Source organism: Pseudomonas sp. TE3552, assembly GCF_056278945.1.
Window position 1 is genome coordinate 4,808,252 of record NZ_JBWBQJ010000001.1, and the last position, 19,481, is coordinate 4,827,732.

General features: G+C 60.1%; 11 protein-coding genes and 2 pseudogenes. 8 read left to right on the plus strand and 5 right to left on the minus strand.

Annotated features, from left to right (window positions below):
- Positions 1-447 precede the first annotated feature (447 nt).
- The gene (putA, locus tag ACZ9BB_RS21700; RefSeq protein WP_476216089.1) at positions 448-4,401 is read left to right on the plus strand and encodes a trifunctional transcriptional regulator/proline dehydrogenase/L-glutamate gamma-semialdehyde dehydrogenase; all 3,954 of its coding nucleotides are present in this window, start codon (positions 448-450) and stop codon (positions 4,399-4,401) included.
- 145 nt (positions 4,402-4,546) lie between these two features.
- Positions 4,547-6,349, plus strand: coding sequence for an acyl-CoA dehydrogenase (locus ACZ9BB_RS21705; RefSeq protein ID WP_476216091.1), 1,803 nt, complete (start codon positions 4,547-4,549; stop codon positions 6,347-6,349).
- Between the two features lie 75 nt (positions 6,350-6,424).
- Here ACZ9BB_RS21705 and ACZ9BB_RS21710 read toward each other — a convergent pair whose 3' ends face one another.
- The 4 genes and pseudogenes from ACZ9BB_RS21710 to ACZ9BB_RS21725 all read right to left on the minus strand — a co-directional run bounded on the left by ACZ9BB_RS21710 (position 6,425) and on the right by ACZ9BB_RS21725 (position 9,004).
- On the minus strand, positions 6,425-7,270 hold the full coding sequence (locus ACZ9BB_RS21710; RefSeq protein WP_476218376.1) for a methyl-accepting chemotaxis protein: 846 nt from the start codon (positions 7,268-7,270) through the stop codon (positions 6,425-6,427).
- An 18-nt stretch (positions 7,271-7,288) separates the two neighbouring features.
- Positions 7,289-8,419 (minus strand): annotated as a pseudogene (locus ACZ9BB_RS21715) (HAMP domain-containing protein); the annotation flags it as partial.
- A gap of 55 nt (positions 8,420-8,474) precedes the next feature.
- Entirely contained in the window at positions 8,475-8,777 is a 303-nt protein-coding gene (locus ACZ9BB_RS21720; RefSeq protein WP_476216093.1) for a cell division protein ZapA, read from the minus strand.
- Complete coding sequence (locus ACZ9BB_RS21725) at positions 8,774-9,004, minus strand: hypothetical protein (protein ID WP_476216095.1); 231 nt, start codon at positions 9,002-9,004, stop codon at positions 8,774-8,776. Before ACZ9BB_RS21725 ends, ACZ9BB_RS21720 begins: the two co-directional genes overlap by 4 nt.
- A gap of 341 nt (positions 9,005-9,345) precedes the next feature.
- Here ACZ9BB_RS21725 and ACZ9BB_RS21730 point away from each other — a divergent pair.
- The 6 genes and pseudogenes from ACZ9BB_RS21730 to trxC form a co-directional block, all read left to right on the plus strand.
- Positions 9,346-9,717: pseudogene (locus ACZ9BB_RS21730) on the plus strand (MCP four helix bundle domain-containing protein); the annotation flags it as partial.
- A gap of 139 nt (positions 9,718-9,856) precedes the next feature.
- The gene (locus ACZ9BB_RS21735; protein ID WP_476218378.1) at positions 9,857-10,906 is read left to right on the plus strand and encodes a methyl-accepting chemotaxis protein; all 1,050 of its coding nucleotides are present in this window, start codon (positions 9,857-9,859) and stop codon (positions 10,904-10,906) included.
- A 259-nt stretch (positions 10,907-11,165) separates the two neighbouring features.
- Positions 11,166-12,914, plus strand: a complete 1,749-nt coding sequence (locus tag ACZ9BB_RS21740) for a potassium/proton antiporter (RefSeq protein ID WP_476216097.1) — start codon at positions 11,166-11,168, stop codon at positions 12,912-12,914.
- A 33-nt stretch (positions 12,915-12,947) separates the two neighbouring features.
- Complete coding sequence (gene mscK, locus ACZ9BB_RS21745; RefSeq protein WP_476216099.1) at positions 12,948-16,298, plus strand: mechanosensitive channel MscK; 3,351 nt, start codon at positions 12,948-12,950, stop codon at positions 16,296-16,298.
- A 48-nt stretch (positions 16,299-16,346) separates the two neighbouring features.
- On the plus strand, positions 16,347-17,810 hold the full coding sequence (selO, locus tag ACZ9BB_RS21750; RefSeq protein WP_476216101.1) for a protein adenylyltransferase SelO: 1,464 nt from the start codon (positions 16,347-16,349) through the stop codon (positions 17,808-17,810).
- A gap of 114 nt (positions 17,811-17,924) precedes the next feature.
- A complete protein-coding gene (trxC, locus tag ACZ9BB_RS21755; RefSeq protein WP_476216103.1) occupies positions 17,925-18,359 on the plus strand; it encodes a thioredoxin TrxC in 435 nt (144 codons plus the stop codon).
- A 28-nt stretch (positions 18,360-18,387) separates the two neighbouring features.
- Here trxC and ACZ9BB_RS21760 read toward each other — a convergent pair whose 3' ends face one another.
- Positions 18,388-19,158, minus strand: a complete 771-nt coding sequence (locus ACZ9BB_RS21760; RefSeq protein ID WP_476216105.1) for a ParA family protein — start codon at positions 19,156-19,158, stop codon at positions 18,388-18,390.
- Between the last annotated feature and the right edge of the window lie 323 nt (positions 19,159-19,481).

Consider the following 19,481-nt stretch of genomic DNA (forward strand, 5'->3'; position numbering starts at 1 on the left):
CATTGTTTTTATGTAGCAGCGGCTGGTGAACCGCTTGCAAACGACGACGTTTGACAGACGATTCGGGGTCCCGCGCATTTATGACTGATGTTTCCCCAGGAAAGCCATCAGCCGGTGCACCGATCTTTTTGACCGGTTGCACCTTGGCCGCGAATGCTATTCAACAAAGCAAATAAGGTGCAACCAGTTTCGTGCGAATAAGTTGCACCTAATCGGATTTTCTTGAATAGGGTCGGTTTTTGCTCCTTTTCGGGGCGTTTTTGGAAGGCACGCCAGAAGCAAACGCACCAAGCAGGAGCTGGACATATGCACTACCGTTTCTTTCCTGACGAGCTGCTTACTATTCTGACAAAAAAAGGGTTGCACCCGGTTGCACCTCGACAATCGCACAGCTAATCTTGCCAACAGCTGATGCCACGCGGTCGTGGCAAACATGAGGATAAAAATATGGCTACCACCACCCTTGGGGTCAAACTTGATGACCCGACCCGCGAACGCCTCAAGGCCGCCGCAACCTCGATTGATCGCACGCCGCACTGGCTGATCAAGCAGGCAATTTTCAATTACCTGGAAAAACTCGAGGGTGGTGCAACCCTGTCCGAGCTGAACGGTTTGAATGGCAAGGAAGTTGACGACGTCGGCGAAGTTCACACCGATCACGCGCACCAGTGCTTCCTCGAGTTCGCCGAAAGCATCCTCCCGCAATCGGTGCTGCGCGCCTCGATCACCGCCGCTTACCGTCGCCCGGAGCCTGAAGTGGTGCCGATGCTGATCGAGCAGGCGCGCCTGCCGGCCCCGATGGCGGAAGCCACCAACAAGCTCGCCGCCTCGATTGCCGAAAAACTGCGCAATCAGAAAAGCGCCGGCGGCCGTGCCGGGATTGTTCAGGGCCTGTTGCAGGAATTTTCCTTGTCGTCCCAGGAAGGCGTGGCACTGATGTGCCTGGCCGAAGCGCTGCTGCGCATCCCGGACAAAGGCACTCGCGACGCGCTGATCCGCGACAAGATCAGCACCGGTAACTGGCAGCCGCACTTGGGCAACAGCCCTTCGCTGTTCGTCAATGCCGCAACCTGGGGCTTGCTGCTGACCGGCAAACTGGTTGCCACCCACAACGAAGCTGGCTTGACGTCGTCGCTGAGCCGCATCATCGGCAAGAGCGGTGAGCCGATGATCCGCAAGGGCGTCGACATGGCCATGCGCCTGATGGGCGAGCAGTTCGTCACCGGCGAAACCATTGCCGAAGCCCTGGCCAACGCGAGCAAGTTCGAAGCCAAGGGCTTCCGCTATTCCTACGACATGCTCGGTGAAGCCGCCCTCACCGAGCACGACGCCCAGAAGTACCTGGCCTCGTACGAACAAGCCATCCACTCGATCGGCAAAGCCTCCCACGGTCGTGGGATTTATGAAGGCCCGGGCATTTCGATCAAGCTGTCCGCCTTGCACCCGCGTTACAGCCGCGCCCAGTACGAGCGCGTGATGGAAGAGCTGTACCCGCGCCTGCTGTCGCTGACTCTGTTGGCCAAGCAATACGACATCGGCCTGAACATCGACGCCGAAGAAGCCGACCGCCTCGAGCTGTCGCTGGATCTGCTGGAGCGCCTGTGCTTCGAGCCGCAACTGACCGGCTGGAACGGCATCGGCTTCGTGATCCAGGCCTACCAGAAGCGTTGCCCGTACGTGATTGATTACGTAATCGACCTGGCGCGCCGCAGCCGTCATCGCCTGATGATCCGCCTGGTGAAAGGCGCGTACTGGGACAGCGAGATCAAGCGCGCCCAGGTCGAAGGCCTGGAAGGCTATCCGGTCTACACCCGCAAGGTGTACACCGACGTTTCCTACATCGCCTGTGCCCGCAAGTTGCTGTCGGTACCGGAAGTCATTTATCCGCAGTTCGCCACGCACAACGCCCACACCCTGTCGGCCATTTATCACATCGCCGGTCAGAACTATTACCCGGGGCAGTACGAGTTCCAGTGCCTGCACGGCATGGGTGAACCGCTGTACGAACAGGTTGTAGGCAAAGTTGCCGAAGGCAAGCTGAACCGTCCGTGCCGCGTGTACGCTCCGGTTGGCACGCACGAAACACTGCTGGCGTACCTGGTGCGTCGCCTGCTGGAAAACGGCGCGAACACTTCGTTCGTCAACCGCATCGCCGACCAGTCGATTTCGATTCAGGAGCTGGTGGCCGATCCGGTGGCCAGCATCGAGCAGATGGCGACGCTGGAAGGCGGCTTCGGCCTGCCGCACCCGCGTATTCCGCTGCCGCGTGACCTGTACGGCAGCGAACGCGCCAACTCCAGCGGCATCGACATGGCCAACGAACATCGTCTGGCCTCCCTGTCGTGCGCTCTGCTCGCCACTGCCCATAACAACTGGAAAGCCGCGCCGATGCTCGGTTGCGCGTCCAGCACTGAAACCCCTGCTCCAGTGCTGAACCCCTCCGATTTGCGTGACGTGGTCGGTCACGTACAGGAAGCCACCGTCGAAGACGTCGACAACGCGATCCAGTGCGCCCTGAATGCCGCGCCGATCTGGCAGGCCACCCCGCCCGCCGAACGCGCCGCGATCCTGGAACGTGCCGCCGATTTGATGGAAGGCGAGATCCAGCCGTTGATGGGCCTGTTGGCTCGCGAAGCCGGCAAGACCTTCGCCAACGCCATCGCCGAAGTGCGCGAAGCCGTGGACTTCCTGCGTTATTACGCGGTGCAGGCGCGCAACGATTTCACCAACGATGCCCACCGCCCATTGGGTCCAGTGGTGTGCATCAGCCCGTGGAACTTCCCGTTGGCGATTTTCAGTGGCCAGGTCGCGGCGGCGTTGGCTGCCGGTAATCCGGTACTGGCCAAACCGGCGGAACAAACCCCGCTGGTGGCGGCTCAAGCCGTGCGCCTGCTGCTCGAAGCCGGGATTCCGGAAGGCGTGCTGCAATTGCTGCCGGGCCGTGGCGAAACCGTTGGCGCCCGTCTGGTCGGCGACGATCGGGTCAAAGGCGTGATGTTCACCGGCTCCACCGAAGTCGCTCGTTTGCTGCAACGCAACGTCGCCGGTCGCTTGGATGCCCAGGGCCGTCCGATTCCGCTGATCGCCGAAACCGGTGGCCAGAACGCAATGATCGTCGACTCCTCGGCATTGACTGAACAAGTCGTGATCGACGTCGTATCGTCGGCCTTCGACAGTGCTGGTCAACGTTGCTCGGCTCTACGGGTGCTGTGCCTGCAGGAAGATTCCGCTGACCGCGTCATCGAAATGCTCAAAGGTGCCATGGCTGAATGCCGTCTTGGCAACCCTGAGCGCCTGTCCGTGGACATCGGTCCGGTTATCGACGCCGAAGCCAAGGCCGGTATCGAGAAGCACATCCAGGGCATGCGTGACAAAGGTCGTAGCGTGTACCAGGTGGCCATCGCCAACAGCGAAGAAGTCAAACGCGGCACCTTCGTGATGCCGACGTTGATCGAACTGGAAAGCTTCGACGAGCTGCAACGGGAGATCTTCGGCCCGGTGCTGCACGTGGTGCGCTACAAGCGCAAGGACATCGACCAACTGATCGACCAGATCAACGCGTCCGGCTACGGCCTGACCCTGGGCGTACACACCCGCATCGACGAGACCATCGCCAAGGTGATCGACAACGTCAACGCCGGTAACGTCTACGTCAACCGCAACATCGTCGGCGCCGTAGTCGGCGTGCAACCGTTCGGCGGCGAAGGCCTGTCGGGGACTGGCCCGAAAGCCGGTGGTCCGTTGTACCTGTACCGTTTGTTGTCGACCCGTCCTACCGACGCGATCGAACAATCCTTCGCTCGCGGCGACGCGATCGCAGCACCAGACGTCCGCCTGCGTGATGCCATGAGCAAACCGCTGACCGCGCTGAAAGCCTGGGCCGACAGCAACAAGTTCGCTGACTTAAGCACCCTGTGCGTACAGTTCGCGACGCAATCGCAAAGCGGGATCACCCGTGTTCTGGCGGGCCCGACCGGCGAGCGCAACAGCTACGCCATCCTGCCGCGCGAACACGTGCTGTGCCTGGCGGACGTCGAAGGCGATTTGCTGACCCAACTGGCGGCGGTATTGGCCGTGGGCGGCTCGGCGGTATGGCCGGACGCTGAACCGGGCAAGGCCCTGTTCGCACGCCTGCCGAAAGAAATCCAGGCGCGGATCAAGCGGGTGGCTGACTGGACCAAAGACGAGGTGGTAATTGATGCGGTTCTGCATCATGGCCATTCCGATCAGTTGCGCGCGGTGTGCCAGCAAGTGGCCAAGCGTGCCGGGGCGATCGTTGGGGTTCATGGTTTGTCGCAAGGCGAGACCAACATTGCGTTGGAGCGCTTGGTGATCGAGCGGGCGTTGAGCGTTAACACTGCTGCTGCAGGTGGTAATGCCAGTTTGATGACGATCGGTTAAACCGCAATAGAACCGGGCGCCTGCAATGGGTGCCCGGTGTTTTAGAAGCAAGATCTTTTGCTTCTCCATCACCAAGATCAATCATCCTGTTCAGCCTCTATTCCCGCGCCTAGACTCGGTCCATCCCAAATAAAGGTAGGCCGCCATGTCCGAGACGTTGCTCAGTTCCCGCAATCTGGCTTTCGAGCTGTATGAAGTCCTTGATGCCGAGGGCCTGACCCAGCGTGAGCGGTTCGCCGAGCACAACCGCGAGACCTTCGATGCTGCTATTGGCACCGCCCGCAGCATCGCCGAGAAATTCTTCGCCCCGCACAACCGCAAGGGCGACGAAAACGAGCCGCGCTATGAGGACGGTCAGGCAATTCTGATTCCGGAAGTGAAACCGGCGGTGGATGCGTTCCTCGAAGCCGGTTTCCTCAACGCCGCGCGCAGTTTCGACGCTGGCGGCATGCAACTTCCTACACTGCTGTCCCAAGCCTGCTTTGCGCACTTTCAGTCGGCCAACGCGGCGTCGACCTCCTACCCGTTCCTGACCATGGGCGCGGCGAACCTGATTGAAAGCTTCGGCACCGATGAGCAGAAGCAGCGCTTCCTGCAACCGATGATCGACGGCCGCTTCTTCGGCACCATGGCCCTCACCGAGCCCCATGCCGGCTCGTCGCTGTCGGATATTCGTACTCGCGCCGAGCCTGCGTCCGACGGTACCTATCGACTCAAGGGCAACAAGATTTTCATCTCCGGCGGTGATCATCCGCTGTCGGAAAACATCGTGCACATGGTGCTGGCCAAACTGCCGGACGCGCCAGCCGGGGTGAAGGGGATTTCGCTGTTTATCGTGCCCAAGTTTCTGGTCAACGATGACGGTAGCCTGGGCAAACGCAACGACGTGTTGCTGGCCGGGCTGTTCCACAAGATGGGCTGGCGCGGCACCACGTCCACCGCGCTGAACTTTGGCGACAACGGCGAGTGTGTCGGCTATCTGGTGGGCAAACCGCACCACGGTTTGAGCTACATGTTCCAGATGATGAACGAGGCACGAATTGGCGTCGGCATGGGCGCGGTGATGCTCGGTTACGCCGGTTACCTGTATTCCCTGGAATACGCCCGCGAGCGGCCGCAAGGTCGAGTACCGGATAGCAAGGATCCGACCACCGCACCGGTGGCAATCATTCAGCACGCCGACGTCAAGCGCATGCTGTTGACCCAGAAAGCTTACGTCGAAGGTTCGTTCGACCTTGGGCTGTACGCGGCGCGACTGTTCGACGACACCACCACGCTTGAGGGCGAAGCCGAGCGCAAACAGGCTCATGAGCTACTGGATTTGCTGACGCCGATCGTCAAATCCTGGCCGTCGGAGTTCTGCCTGAAGGCCAACGAACTGGCGATCCAGATTCTCGGCGGCCACGGTTACACCCGCGAGTATCCGGTGGAGCAGTATTACCGCGACAACCGCCTGAACCCGATCCATGAGGGGACTCACGGCATTCAGTCGCTGGACTTGCTGGGGCGAAAACTGGCGCAGAACGGGGGTGCGGGACTCAAGCAACTGATCCGTCTGATCGCCAGCACCGCCGAGCGGGCCCAGGCGCATGAATCATTGACGCCACTGCGCGAACCGCTGGAGAAACTGGTGGCACGCCTGCAAACCGTGACCATTGGCCTGCTGACCGATCTGGCTCAGGGCAAGGTCAACAGCAGCCTGGCGAACTCGGCGCTGTACCTGAAAGTGTTTGGTCATACGGTGATCGGCTGGCGCTGGCTGGAGCAGGCGATTCGCGCGCAGGAAGGGTTGGCCAAGGGCAATGTGGCGGATGAGAGCTTCTATAAAGGCAAGCTACAGGCGGCGCGCTATTTCCTGACGTGGGAAGTGCCGGGTTGTCACCATGAACTGGTAATTCTTGAGGCGCGGGATGATGTTTGCCTGGGCATGCGGGATGAGTGGTTTTGATCGGGGCTTTGTGGCGAGGCTGACATCCAATCGCGGGCAAGCCCGCGATTGGTGTCACCACCGCCTACACAATCTTTAGTTGAGTTTGAAACTGCCCATCTGCCGCGCCAGGTCATCGGCCAACCGCTGCAACGTCTGACAATCTTCCCGACAAGCCCTGACTTCCCCCGCCGTCGCTCGAGCCAGATCGGAAATCCCCTGCACGTTGCGGTTAATTTCTTCCGTTACCGCCGACTGCTCTTCCGTCGCCGTCGCCACCTGATGGTTCATGTCACTGATGCGCTCGACCTGCCCGGTAATCGCCGTCAACGACGCACCGGTGCGCTGACTCGACTCAACGCCGGTACCGGTCGCCGTTTGCCCGGCGTGCATTGAAGACACTGCATTCTCTGCGCCCTGCTTGAGGCTGCCGATCATCTGCTGAATTTCGTCGGTGGACGACTGAGTCCGCCGTGCCAGGGTCCGCACTTCATCGGCGACCACCGCAAACCCGCGCCCCATGTCCCCGGCCCGCGCCGCTTCGATGGCTGCGTTCAGTGCCAGCAAATTGGTCTGCTCGGAGATCCCGCGAATCACTGCCAACACCTGATCGATGGACGCCACCTGATGGGCTAACTCGCCCACCGCGCCGGCGGCGATACCAATCTCATCGGACATGCTTTCAATATGCCGAATCGACCCGCCCACCACTTCCCGCGCCTGCAACGCTTCATCGCGCGCCGATTGCGAAGCGACGGCCGCGTTGCCGGCGTTCTGCGCGATTTCCTGCACGGTCAGGCCCATCTCGTGGACGGCGGTGGCGACCATATCCGTCATTTCCTGCTGACGACCGGAGCGCTCGGCGGTGTTGTCCACCACCCGCGCCACCTGACTGACAGCCATACGCAAACGCTCACTGGTGGTCAGCACTTCACCGATCATCTCGCGCTGACTGTCCAGGAAACGATTGAAGCCGCGAGCCAGGTCACCGAGTTCGTCGGCGCGACTGGAATCTAACCTGTGGGTCAAATCTCCACCACCGCTACCGATGGCTACCAGCGCCGCTGTTACCTGACGAATCGGTCGTACCAACCCACGGGCGAGCACCACCACCAACAACAGGCACACCAACGCTACCGCCAGACCGATGCCGCTGCTCATCCGCATGGCGCGGCGGGCTTCGGCGTAGATCTGCGACTGCGGCACTTCGGCCACGAGGGTCCAGCCCAAATCACGCAGCGGCAGGCTCAATGCCAGAAAGTCTTCGCCATCGCGGACAAAACTGCTGGTGGCGAACGCGGTGGAGGTAGAGAGCTGCCCCATGACCGCTTGCGCCGCCGCAGCGCCAATCTGTTCGACCAGCGTACGTTTGCCGCTGAACTGCGCCTCGGGATGAACCTGGATCAAACCGTCGGAGCGCACGAGATAGACCTTGCCGCGCTCACCGAAGTTGAAGTTGTGGATCAGCTCCGACAGCTCTTTCATGCTCAAACCCAGCCCGGCAACGCCCACGACTTTGCCGGCCTGCTCGACCTTGAGGTCGATGAACAGCGCCAACTCACCGGTAGCGGTGTCATTGTCGATATTGAGGGTGCGCGGCTGATGGCTGTCGAGGAACGCATAGAACCAGGCGTCACTGGGGTTGGCGCGGCTGAGCGTACGGTCCAGGCCTTTTTCAGTGAAGTAGTGGTTTGAAGCAGCACCGATAATCAGCGCGGTGAAGGCTTTGTGCTCGGCACGAAGGCCTTCCAGATAACTGACGAAGCCAGCGGTCTGGGCACTGTTTTCACCTCCAGCCAACCAGTCGCGCACCATGCGGTTACTGGCGATGTCCTTGGCCGCGGTGAGGGGTTGAACGAGGATTCGTTCGATATCGTTGCGCATCGCTTCGATGCTCGACGGCAGCGCTTGCTCGACCAGATAGCGCTGGGCAAGGCGGTTGACCACGAGGGTATAAACGCCAACCACGATCAGAATACTGACCAGCAGGGCGGTGCCCATGCTCAGGATCAACTGCCATTGAATACTGCGTCGCCAGAACTGCATGGAGCACCCCCAAAGAATAAGAGGCTGAAACACTGCAACAGCCATGCCGATTGTATACAACTAAATCGACAATTTATTCTTTGGTTGTGCGCAAAGCCGATCAGGCCTGATTGATCGTCTTGGCGATCACTTCAACCGTGGCGCTGACTTGCTCTTGGTAACGGTCGAGTTCGAGCTTGTGCTGCTTTTGCATTTCGATCTGCTGCGAGCACAGATTCATCGCCGCCAGCACCAGCAAGCGGTCGCCGATCAGCGCCGGGTACTTCTTTTTGGTCTCGGCCAGAGCGGCTTTCAACATTAGTGCGGCATCCAGCAGGGTCTGTTCTTCCCCGGCCGGCGCCTTGATCGAATAGTCCTCACCCAGAATCGAGACGACTTTTACCCCTGCGGCGCCGTAACTCATGCGCTGACAGGGCCGGCGCTGACGCGCTCAACCAGCGCCTGGATGCGCGCGGCGGTAGCGCCTTGTTTCTCTTCCTGCTCCATCAGGCTCAGCTGCAGGCTTTCGTTTTCTTCCTTGACCTGGGCCAGTTCTGCACTCAGGGATTGCTGGGTGCCAAGCAGGGTCTGGTTCTGTTGCACCAGGTCGCTGACCAGTTGTTCCAATTGGCTTAGGGATGCTTCTAACATTTTGATTTTCCGGGCATTTTCAAAGGGCGCGTACGATAAAGAAAAGTCACTGTGGAAGCCAGGGTTATGCAGGCGCAAGGCCTTGATTTTCCTGGCGGGCGACCTTCCTCGCGAGTTTTAAAGACTGCGATTGACGGCTCTGGTTCCTGCACTTCGTCGTCGCGGCCCTTCTGCGACAAATGCGCGCAGCGACTCAAGACTTTAGTCGTATGACCGATAAGTCATCCATACAACAGTCTCAGCCTCGCACGGAGGCGCTTTTTTCGGTGAACACCATGTCCCTAAGAAATATGAATATCGCACCGCGGGCGTTCCTCGGTTTCACCCTGATTGGCGCCATGATGCTGATCCTGGGTGTGTTCGCCCTGAACCAGATGAGCAAAATCCGCGGTGCCGCCGAGGAGATCACCTCAAACAGCGTACCGAGCATCAAAAGCCTCGACGAATTCACTCAGCTGACTCTGCGCCTGCGCGTACTGTCTTATCGCCTGTTGGTGAATCGTGAGCCGGACGTCCAGCAGAAAACCATCGAGCTGCTGGAAACCCGTAACCAGCAGATCCGAGCGGCTCAGACAGCCTACGAAAAACTGATCGCCAGCCCGCAGGAACGTGCAGCCTATGATCAGTATGTGCAGTTGCTGGCTCAGTACCGCCAGATCGAAGACCGGATGAAGAGCCTGTCGCGCAACAATCAGGTCGAAGAACTGCGCACGCTGCTCAACACCGATTTGCTGAACAATTCTGAAGCCATCAAACACCGTGCTCAACCGCTTGCTGGAGATCAACACCCAGCAGACCGTCGACACCAACCAGCAAGCCGCCGACCAGTACTCGTCGGCCTTCAACCTGGTGGTGACCCTGTTGGTCATCGCCACCGGCCTGACCCTGCTGTTCGCTTGGCTGCTGACCAACAGCATCACCAAACCGATCGCCAACGCCCTGAGCGCCGCCGAAGAAATCGCCGAAGGCAACCTGACACGCCCGATCACGGTCGATGGCGCAGACGAAGCCGGTCGTCTATTGGCCGCCATGGCGAAGATGCAGGAAAAACTGCGCGACACCCTGCAACGGATTTCCGGTTCCGCCACACAACTGGCCTCCGCCGCGGAAGAGCTCAACAGCGTCACCGACGAAAGCGCCCGTGGCCTGACCCAGCAAAATAACGAAATCGAACAAGCCGCCACCGCCGTCAACGAAATGACCAGCGCCGTGGAGGAAGTCGCGCGCAATGCCGTGAGCACTTCCGAAGCCTCGAAAAACGCCACCACTTCGGCGGGCGACGGCCGTGACCTGGTACAGGAAACCGTCAGCGCCATCGAACGCATGAGCGCCGACGTACAGAGCACCGCCACCCTGATCGGCGATCTGGCCAACGAGTCGCGCGACATCGGCAAAGTGCTGGATGTGATTCGCGGCCTGGCTGACCAGACCAACCTGCTGGCACTGAACGCCGCCATCGAAGCGGCCCGCGCCGGTGAAGCCGGTCGTGGTTTTGCGGTGGTTGCCGACGAAGTGCGTGCCCTGGCCCATCGCACCCAGCAGTCGACCAGCGAAATCGAACGCATGATCGGCAGCATCCAGAGCGGTACCGAACACGCCGTGGATTCGATGCGCAACAGCACCGAACGCGCCGAGTCGACGTTGAACATCGCACGCGGTGCCGGCATGTCGCTGGACACCATCAACAGCGCCATCGTCGAAATCAACGAGCGCAACCTGGTGATCGCCAGTGCGGCCGAAGAACAGGCGCAAGTGGCCCGTGAAGTGGACCGCAATCTGGTGAACATCCGTGACCTGTCGGTGCAATCGGCCACCGGTGCCAACCAGACGAGTGCGGCCAGTAATGAGCTGTCGCGCCTGGCGCTGGACCTGAACAACATGGTTGGGCGGTTTAGTCTGTAACGGCTCCCCCCTGTGGCGAGGGGGCTTGCCCCCGTTCGGCTGCGAAGCAGTCGCAAATTAACCCACGCGTTGAACCTGGCGCACCGCAGCGCCGGCTTTGGGGTCGCTGCGCGACCCAACGGGGGCAAGCCCCCTCGCCACAGGGGATGATCGCCGTTAAAAGCTTTTTGACAGCATCACATTTCAACAGGTTAGAATCGCTGGCACGCAGACTGCATGGTCAGTTTGTGCCCGCCTTTAGCTTTCTGGAGTACTGCCTTTGAATGCAACGACCATCAACAGCCTGTTCTTGATCGGCGCGTTGCTGGTAGGTGCGAGCATTCTGGTGAGCTCACTTTCATCGCGCCTCGGTATTATTATCCCGATTCTGGTGATCATCCTCGCGGTGGGCATGTCAGCCGGTGTCGACGGCGCCGGTATTATTTTCGATAACTACCCCACGGCCTATCTGGTCGGCAACCTCGCCCTGGCAGTGATCCTGCTCGACGGCGGCTTGCGCACCCGGGTGGCGAGTTTTCGCGTGGCGTTATGGCCGGCACTGTCGCTGGCCACGGTGGGGGTGTTGATTACCACCGGGCTGACCGGGATGGCGGCGGCCTGGTTATTCAACCTGAACCTGATTCAGGGCCTGCTGATCGGCGCCATCGTCGGCTCCACCGATGCCGCGGCCGTGTTCTCGCTGCTGGGCGGCAAAGGCCTGAACGAACGGGTGACCGCGAGCCTGGAGATCGAATCCGGCAGCAACGACCCGATGGCGGTGTTCCTCACCGTAACCCTGATCGACATGCTCGCCAGCGGTCAGACCGGCCTGCACTGGAGCCTGCTCGGGCACTTGCTGCGTGAGTTCGGTATCGGCGGCGTCATCGGCCTGGGCGGCGGTTGGCTGATGCTGCAACTGGTTAACCGCATCCATTTAGCCACCGGCCTTTATCCAATTCTGGTCATCGCCGGCGGATTAGTTGTGTTCGCCCTGACCAACGCCCTGCACGGCAGCGGCTTTCTGGCGGTGTACCTGTGCGGCCTGGTGATCGGCAACCGTCCGGTGCGCAGCCGTCACGGCATTTTGCATATGCTCGACGGCATGGCCTGGCTGGCCCAGATCGGCATGTTCCTCGTGTTGGGACTGCTGGTCACGCCCCATGACCTGCTGCCGATTGCCCTGCCGGCGCTGGGCCTGGCGCTGTGGATGATTCTGTTTGCCCGTCCGCTATCGGTCCTGGTCGGCCTGCTGCCCTTCAAGGCGTTCCATGGGCGCGAAAAGGCCTTCATCTCCTGGGTTGGACTGCGCGGCGCCGTACCGATCATTCTGGCGGTGTTCCCGCTGATGGCGGGGCTGCCCAATGCGCAGCTCTATTTCAATCTGGCGTTCTTTATCGTGCTGGTGTCGCTGCTGGTGCAAGGCACAAGCCTGCCCTGGGTCGCCAAGCTCTTGAAAGTGACCGTCCCGCCGGAGCCCCTGCCCATCTCCCGATCAGCGCTGGAAGTGCATGTCACCAGCGAGTGGGAGCTGTTCGTTTATCGCCTCGGAGCCGAGAAATGGTGCATCGGTTCTCCCCTTCGCGAGCTGAAAATGCCCGAAGGCACCCGTATCGCAGCCCTGTTTCGTGGCCAGCAACTGCTCCATCCGTCGGGTAGTACGGTACTCGAAGTCGATGATTTGCTCTGCGTGATCGGCCATGAACACAACCTTCCGGCCCTCGGAAAACTCTTCAGTCAGGCCCCGCAACGGGGGCTGGATTTGCGCTTCTTCGGCGACTTCGTACTCGAAGGAGATGCCCAACTGGGCGCGGTTGCTGCCCTGTACGGGTTGAAAGTCGAAGGCATCGACCCGAACATGTCCCTGGGCCACTTCATTGCCCAGAAAGTGGGCGGTGCTCCAGTCGTCGGTGACCAGGTGGAATGGAACAACACCCTGTGGACCGTCGCCGTCATGGAAGGGAACAAGATCGGTAAAGTGGGCGTCAGATTTCCCGAAGGAAGTCGCCCCGGCCCCGGCTTGTTCCTCTAAACTCCATTCTTCGTCTCGTTTTGATCGGTCTTTATGTCAACTCTGCGCACCTTTTTCATCATGGCCCTGCTGGGCTTGAGTCTTTCCATAAGCAATCTGCAAGCTGCCGAGCCGCCCTCCAGCGAAGCCGTGCAGGCGAGCCTGGACAAGATCGCCGACCGCAAACTGCCGGAAGCCGATCAGAAAGCCCTGCAAGCCGTGCTGCAGAGCACGCTCACCCAGCTCAACAATCAGAGCGATTACGATCAGAAGCTGATCAATCTCAAGCAGCAGTTGGCCAACGCACCAAGGCAGAACATCGAGAACCAGCGTGAACTGACCCGCCTCAAGGCCACCAAAGTGGTGCCGGTGGGACAGCGCTATACCAAAGAGACGATTCAGCAGCTCGAACAACTGTTGACCGAACGCTCCACCCAGCAGAGCGATCTGCAAAAAGCCCTGGCCGAAGCGAACAGTCTGATCATCACCGCACAGACCCGCCCCGAACGCGCCCAGGCCGAAATATCTGCCAGCCAGACGCGCATCCAGCAGATCAACAACACCCTCAAGCTCGGCAAGGACAGCGGCAAGACCTTGACCGCCGAGCAACGCGATCAGCTCAACGCCGAACTCGCGGCGCTGAACGCCTTGATCCCGCTGCGTCGTCAGGAATTGGCCGGCAATAGCCAGTTGCAGGATCTGGGCAACAGCCAGCATGACTTGCTGTCGGAAAAATCCGCACGCCTGGACCAGGAAATCCAGGACCTGCAGACCCTGATCAACCAGAAACGCCTGGCCCAGTCGCAAGAGACGGTGACCCAGCAATCCATCGAAGCGCAGAAGGCTGGCGGCAGCAGCCTGCTGGCCACCGAAAGCGCAGCCAACCTGAAGCTCTCCGACTACCTGCTCAAAAGCACCGACCGCCTCAACGAAGTCACTCAACAGAACCTGCAGACCAAGCAGCAACTGGACAGCGTGACCCAGAGCGATTCAGCGCTGGACGAGCAGATCAACGTCCTCAAGGGCAGCCTGCTGCTCTCCAAGATTCTCTACAAACAGAAACAGGCCCTGCCGCGTCTCAGGCTCGACCGCGATCTGGCGGATCAGATTGCCGACATTCGCTTGTATCAGTTCGAAGTCAGTCAGCAGCGGGAACTGCTCAGCAACCCGATAACCTATGTCGACAACTTGCTGGCGACTCAACAGCCCGAGCAAGTCACCCCGCAACTGCGCAAGAGCCTGCTGGAACTGGCCACCACCCGCGCGGACCTGCTGGAGCGTTTGAATCGCGAATTGAGCGCGGTGCTCAACGAGTCCATCACCCTGCAACTCAACCAGAAACAACTGCTCAGCACCGCGCAAAGTCTGCGGGCAACCCTCGATGAGCAAATGTTCTGGATTCCCAGCAACAAGCCGCTGGATCTTGAGTGGATACACGCCGTGCCGGAGCGCCTGGAACGTCAGGTCACTACCTTGCCATGGGCCTCGAGCCTGAGCGAACTGACCGATGGCCTGACGCAGCGGCCGCTACTGTTCCTGCCGCTGGCCTTTCTGATTGGCGCTCTGCTGTGGCGCCGCAAAAATCTTTATGCCCGCCTGAACAAGGTTCACCAGGACATCGGCCATTTCAAGCGCGACAGCCAGTGGCATACCCCCCAAGCGATTCTGATCAACATCCTGCTGGCGATGCCGGTATCCCTCGGCCTGGCCTTGTGCGGCCTGGCTTTGCAGATCGACGCCCGTGGGCAAAACGCCAATATGGGTGCGGCGCTGTTGCAGATGGCTCAAGCCTGGCTGGTGTTCTACACCGCCTACCGCATCCTCGCGCCGGGTGGCGTGGCTGAACTGCATTTCCGCTGGGAAAAACCTCAGGTCGAATTCCTTCAGGGCTGGATCCGCCGGCTCGGGCTGGTGGTGATGGCCTTGGTGACCGTGGTGGCAGTCGCTGAACTGCAACCGGCGATACTAGCCGATGACGTACTCGGCATGCCGGTGGTGCTGACCTGCTACGCCTTGATGGCCTGGCTGCTCAGCCGCCTGCTGGTCAGCAGCCCGACACACGAAAACGCATCGCTGTTCCGCAAGTCGGTGGGGGTTCTGTTCACCATCTTGCCAGTCGCATTGTTCGTTGCCGTGTGCTTTGGCTACTACTACACCGCGCTGAAACTCAGCGACCGGTTGATCAACACGCTTTACTTGCTGATGTTCTGGCTGGTGATCGAAGCCACCTTCGTGCGTGGTCTCAGCGTTGCGGCCAGGCGCCTGGCCTATCAACGCGCCCTGGCCAAACGGCAGGCCGCGAAAGAGGCCGGCGACGGTGAAGCGGTGATCGAAGAGCCGACCCTGGACATCGAGAAAGTCAACGAGCAGTCCCTGCGTCTGATCCGCCTGGCCCTGCTCGGCGGTTTCATCGCGGCGCTGTATTGGGTCTGGTCGGACCTGATCTCGGTGTTCTCGTACCTGGACAACATCACCCTCTACGAATACACCAGTGGCACCGGTGCCAACATGAGCATGGTGCCGATCAGTATCGGTGACATGCTCGGCGCGCTGATCATCATCGGCATCACCTTTGCACTGGCGCGCAACCTGCCGGGTTTGCTGGAAGTGTTTGTGCTGTCGAAGCTGAACCTGGCCCAGGGCAGTTCCTACGCCACGACCACGCTGTTGTCCTATGTGATCGCGGGCGTCGGTTTTGTCTCGACCCTGTCCACGCTCGGCGTGAGCTGGGACAAATTGCAATGGCTGGTGGCGGCGCTGTCGGTCGGTCTCGGTTTCGGGATGCAGGAGATCTTCGCCAACTTCATCTCCGGTATCATGATCCTGTTCGAACGCCCGGTGCGGATCGGCGACACCATCACCATCGGCAACCTGTCGGGCACGGTGAGCAAGATCCGCATCCGCGCCACCACCATCACCGACTTCGACCGCAAGGACATCATTGTCCCGAACAAGACGTTCATCACCGGGCAACTGATCAACTGGTCCCTGACCGACACCATCACCCGGGTAACCCTCAAGCTCGGCGTCGACTACGGCTCGGATCTGGACCTGGTGAAAGAACTGCTGCTCAAGGCGGCGCGCGATAACCCGCGCGTGCTGAAGGACCCGGAGCCTCACGTGTACTTCCTGAACTTCGGCGAAAGCACCCTTGACCACGAGTTGCGCATGCATGTGCGTGACCTCGGCGACCGTAACCCGGTACTCGACGAGGTTAACCGCTTCATCAATCGCGAGTTCAAGAAGCAGCACATCAACATCTCGTTCCGGCAGATGGAGGTCTACCTCAAGAACCTTCAGGGCCAGGAATACAAAATGGTGCCGATCGAGCCGGAAACCAAAACCATCATGCCGGTGGCCGCCAGCAAACCGCGGAGCGAGCCGCCACCTGTCGAACTCGACTAAGCGCTCTATCCCTAGCAGAATGCTCGGACATTCTGCTGGAGATGGCCGTTGAAAGCCCTCGACGAACTGACCTTCGACAATCGCTTCGCCCGCCTGGGCGACGCGTTCTCAACCCATGTGCTGCCTGAGCCCATCGCTGCTCCGCGACTGGTGGTCGCCAGCCCCGCCGCCATGGCGCTGCTGGACCTGGACCCGGCCGAGGCCGAAACACCAGTGTTCGCCGAACTGTTCGGCGGCCACAAGCTGTGGGCCGAAGCCGAGCCGCGGGCGATGGTCTATTCCGGGCATCAGTTCGGTTCCTATAACCCGCAACTGGGTGACGGTCGTGGCCTGTTACTGGGCGAGGTCTATAACGACGCCGGCGAGCATTGGGACCTGCACCTCAAGGGCGCCGGCCAGACGCCTTACTCGCGCATGGGCGATGGACGGGCGGTGCTGCGCTCCTCGATCCGCGAGTTTCTCGCCTCCGAAGCCCTGCATGCGCTGAACATTCCCACCACGCGCGCACTGTGCGTGATCGGCTCCGACACGCCGGTCTGGCGTGAGAAACAGGAACGCGCGGCCATGGTCCTGCGCTTGTCGCCGAGCCATGTGCGCTTCGGGCATTTCGAATTCTTCTACTACACCAAGCGCCCCGAGCAGCAGAAAGAACTCGGCGAGCACGTGCTGGCCATGCACTTCCCGCATTGCCTGGAACAGTCGGAACCGTACCTGGCAATGTTCCGCGAAATCGTCGAGCGCAACGCCGAGCTGATCGCCAAATGGCAGGCCTATGGGTTCTGCCACGGCGTGATGAACACCGACAACATGTCGATCCTGGGCATCACCTTCGACTTCGGCCCGTTCGCCTTCCTCGACGACTTCGACGCCCACTTCATCTGCAACCACTCCGATGACCAGGGCCGTTACTCCTTCAGCAACCAGGTGCCGATCGGCCAGTGGAACCTCAGCGCCCTCGCCCAGGCCCTGACGCCGTTCATCAGCGTCGAAGCCCTGCGCGAAACCCTCGGCCTGTACCTGCCACTGTTCCAGGCCCATTACCTGGACCTGATGCGCCGTCGTCTCGGTCTAACCACTGCCGAAGACGACGACCAGAAACTGCTGGAACACCTGCTGCAACTGATGCAGAACAGCGGCGTCGATTACAGCCTGTTCTTCCGCCGCCTCGGCGACGAGTCACCGGAGCAGGCCCTCGCCCGCTTGCGCGATGACTTCGTCGACATCAAGGGTTTCGATGCCTGGGGCGAGCTCTACATCGCTCGGGTTGCTCGTGAGGGCGTGATTGATCAGCAACAGCGCCGCAAACGAATGCATGCGGTGAATCCGCTGTACATCCTGCGCAACTATCTGGCGCAGAAAGCCATCGATGCGGCGCAAAGCGGCGACTATTCAGAAGTTCGTCGTTTGCATGCAGTACTGAGCAATCCGTTCGAGGAACAACCGGGGATGGAGAGCTACGCTGAGCGCCCACCGGAATGGGGCAAGCATTTGGAGATCAGTTGTTCGTCGTGAGTGGAAAAGCCCTCTTCGCAACCGAAGAAGATAATGGTCTAAAACCTATCGCCTTGATAAAGACCACCTTCGACTCCAGATCAGTTTCATAGACTGCCCAACTAAGAGCCAATCATGACTGACCCACTCCTCATCCCCTGCCCCCATTGCAACGGCCTGAACCGCATCCCTGCCGAGCGTCTCAACGACCATCCGAAATGCGGTCGCTGCAAGGCCGAAGTCCTGTTGAACAAGCCATTCGAATTGAAGCAAGGCGATTACGCCAGTCAGATCAAGGGCGATCTGCCGTTGCTGGTGGATGTGTGGGCAGACTGGTGTGGGCCGTGCAAATCGTTTGCGCCGGTGTTCGAGCAGGCGGCGGGGCAATTGGCGGGCAAGTGTCGGCTGGCCAAGCTGGACAGCGAGGCGAATCAGCAGCTGTCGGCGCAGCTGGGGATTCGCTCGATTCCCAGCCTGATTCTGTTCAAGAACGGCCGGGAAGTGGCTCGCCAGAGCGGGGCGTTCCCATTACCACAGCTGATGAGCTGGTTGCGCTGTCAGGGGATTTGAACCCCCTTCAACAAAAGGTAGGAGCAAATCAGGCAGTTTCCAGCAGGTTGTGCAGCTCAACGAACTGCAGGGTCAGTTTATGCCGCGGGTCGAGGTGGATCAGCGGCGTGTTGGCCTGATGGGATTCGCGCATGCGCACCGAACTCGCCAGGTACACCGGCAGTACCGGCAGCCCTTCGGCGATCAGTTCGTCGAGGATTTGCTGGGGCAGGCTGGCGCGGGCCTGGAACTGATTGACGACAATGCCTTCGACTTCCAGCCCTTCGTTGTGGTCATCCTTCAATTCTTCGATTTCCGCCAGCAGGCCATACAGTGCCTGACGCGAGAAACTGTCGCAGTCGAAGGGGATCAACACACGATCAGCGGCGATCAACGCCGAGACGGCATAGAAATTCAGCGCTGGCGGGGTATCGAGATAGATTCGGTCGTAATCGCCGTCCAGTTCCTCGAGCAGTTTGCGCAGCTTGTTGATCTTGTGTTTGGCCTCAAGCTTGGGCTGCAAGTCAGCCAGTTCGGCAGTGGCGGTGATGACGTGAAGGTTGTCGAACGGGGTTTCGTAGATGTCGACCTGGTTTTTCTTCGAGAACGGCCCGGAGGACAGGGTCTGCTTGAAGAAGTCGGCGATCCCCATCGGAATATCATCGCCGGTGAGCCCCGTCAGGTACTGAGTGGAGTTGGCCTGGGCATCGAGATCCACCAATAGCGTGCGATAGCCTTCGCTGGCGCTGACCGCCGCCAGATTGCAGGCAATGCTCGATTTGCCCACGCCACCTTTCTGATTGAACACCACGCGCCGCATGTCAAAACCTCCGTGTACCAAAGAATGACCGAGTGTAGTAGTCCACGGCGCTGCTTAGCTACCTCGCCGGCATCTGGACTACACAGTCATTGGTAAATTTCCCGCTGAAAAAGCTGCCAACGCGTCCATCGATAACCGATAGAGCCGACAGACGCGCCCGCTGCAATGTGGATAATGGCCAAACGACAGCTTTTTTTCGCGAACCAGACGGTACATTTCGTTGCGCAAAATGTAACCAGTATTTGCTACACGCCCGCTGCACCGGGATAATGCGCCCCACTCGGCGTTAAGCGCCACGTAAGGTCAGCCGTGGTTTTTGCGAC

Bases quoted from the DNA above. Each gene is read 5' to 3' on its own strand.
- putA (WP_476216089.1), top strand. From the start codon at position 448: ATGGCTACCACCACCCTTGGGGTCAAACTTGATGACCCGACCCGCGAA.
- ACZ9BB_RS21705 (WP_476216091.1), top strand. From the start codon at position 4,547: ATGTCCGAGACGTTGCTCAGTTCCCGCAATCTGGCTTTCGAGCTGTAT.
- ACZ9BB_RS21710 (WP_476218376.1), bottom strand. From the start codon at position 7,270: ATGATCGGTGAAGTGCTGACCACCAGTGAGCGTTTGCGTATGGCTGTC.
- ACZ9BB_RS21720 (WP_476216093.1), bottom strand. From the start codon at position 8,777: ATGAGTTACGGCGCCGCAGGGGTAAAAGTCGTCTCGATTCTGGGTGAG.
- ACZ9BB_RS21725 (WP_476216095.1), bottom strand. From the start codon at position 9,004: ATGTTAGAAGCATCCCTAAGCCAATTGGAACAACTGGTCAGCGACCTG.
- mscK (WP_476216099.1), top strand. From the start codon at position 12,948: ATGTCAACTCTGCGCACCTTTTTCATCATGGCCCTGCTGGGCTTGAGT.
- trxC (WP_476216103.1), top strand. From the start codon at position 17,925: ATGACTGACCCACTCCTCATCCCCTGCCCCCATTGCAACGGCCTGAAC.
- ACZ9BB_RS21760 (WP_476216105.1), bottom strand. From the start codon at position 19,158: ATGCGGCGCGTGGTGTTCAATCAGAAAGGTGGCGTGGGCAAATCGAGC.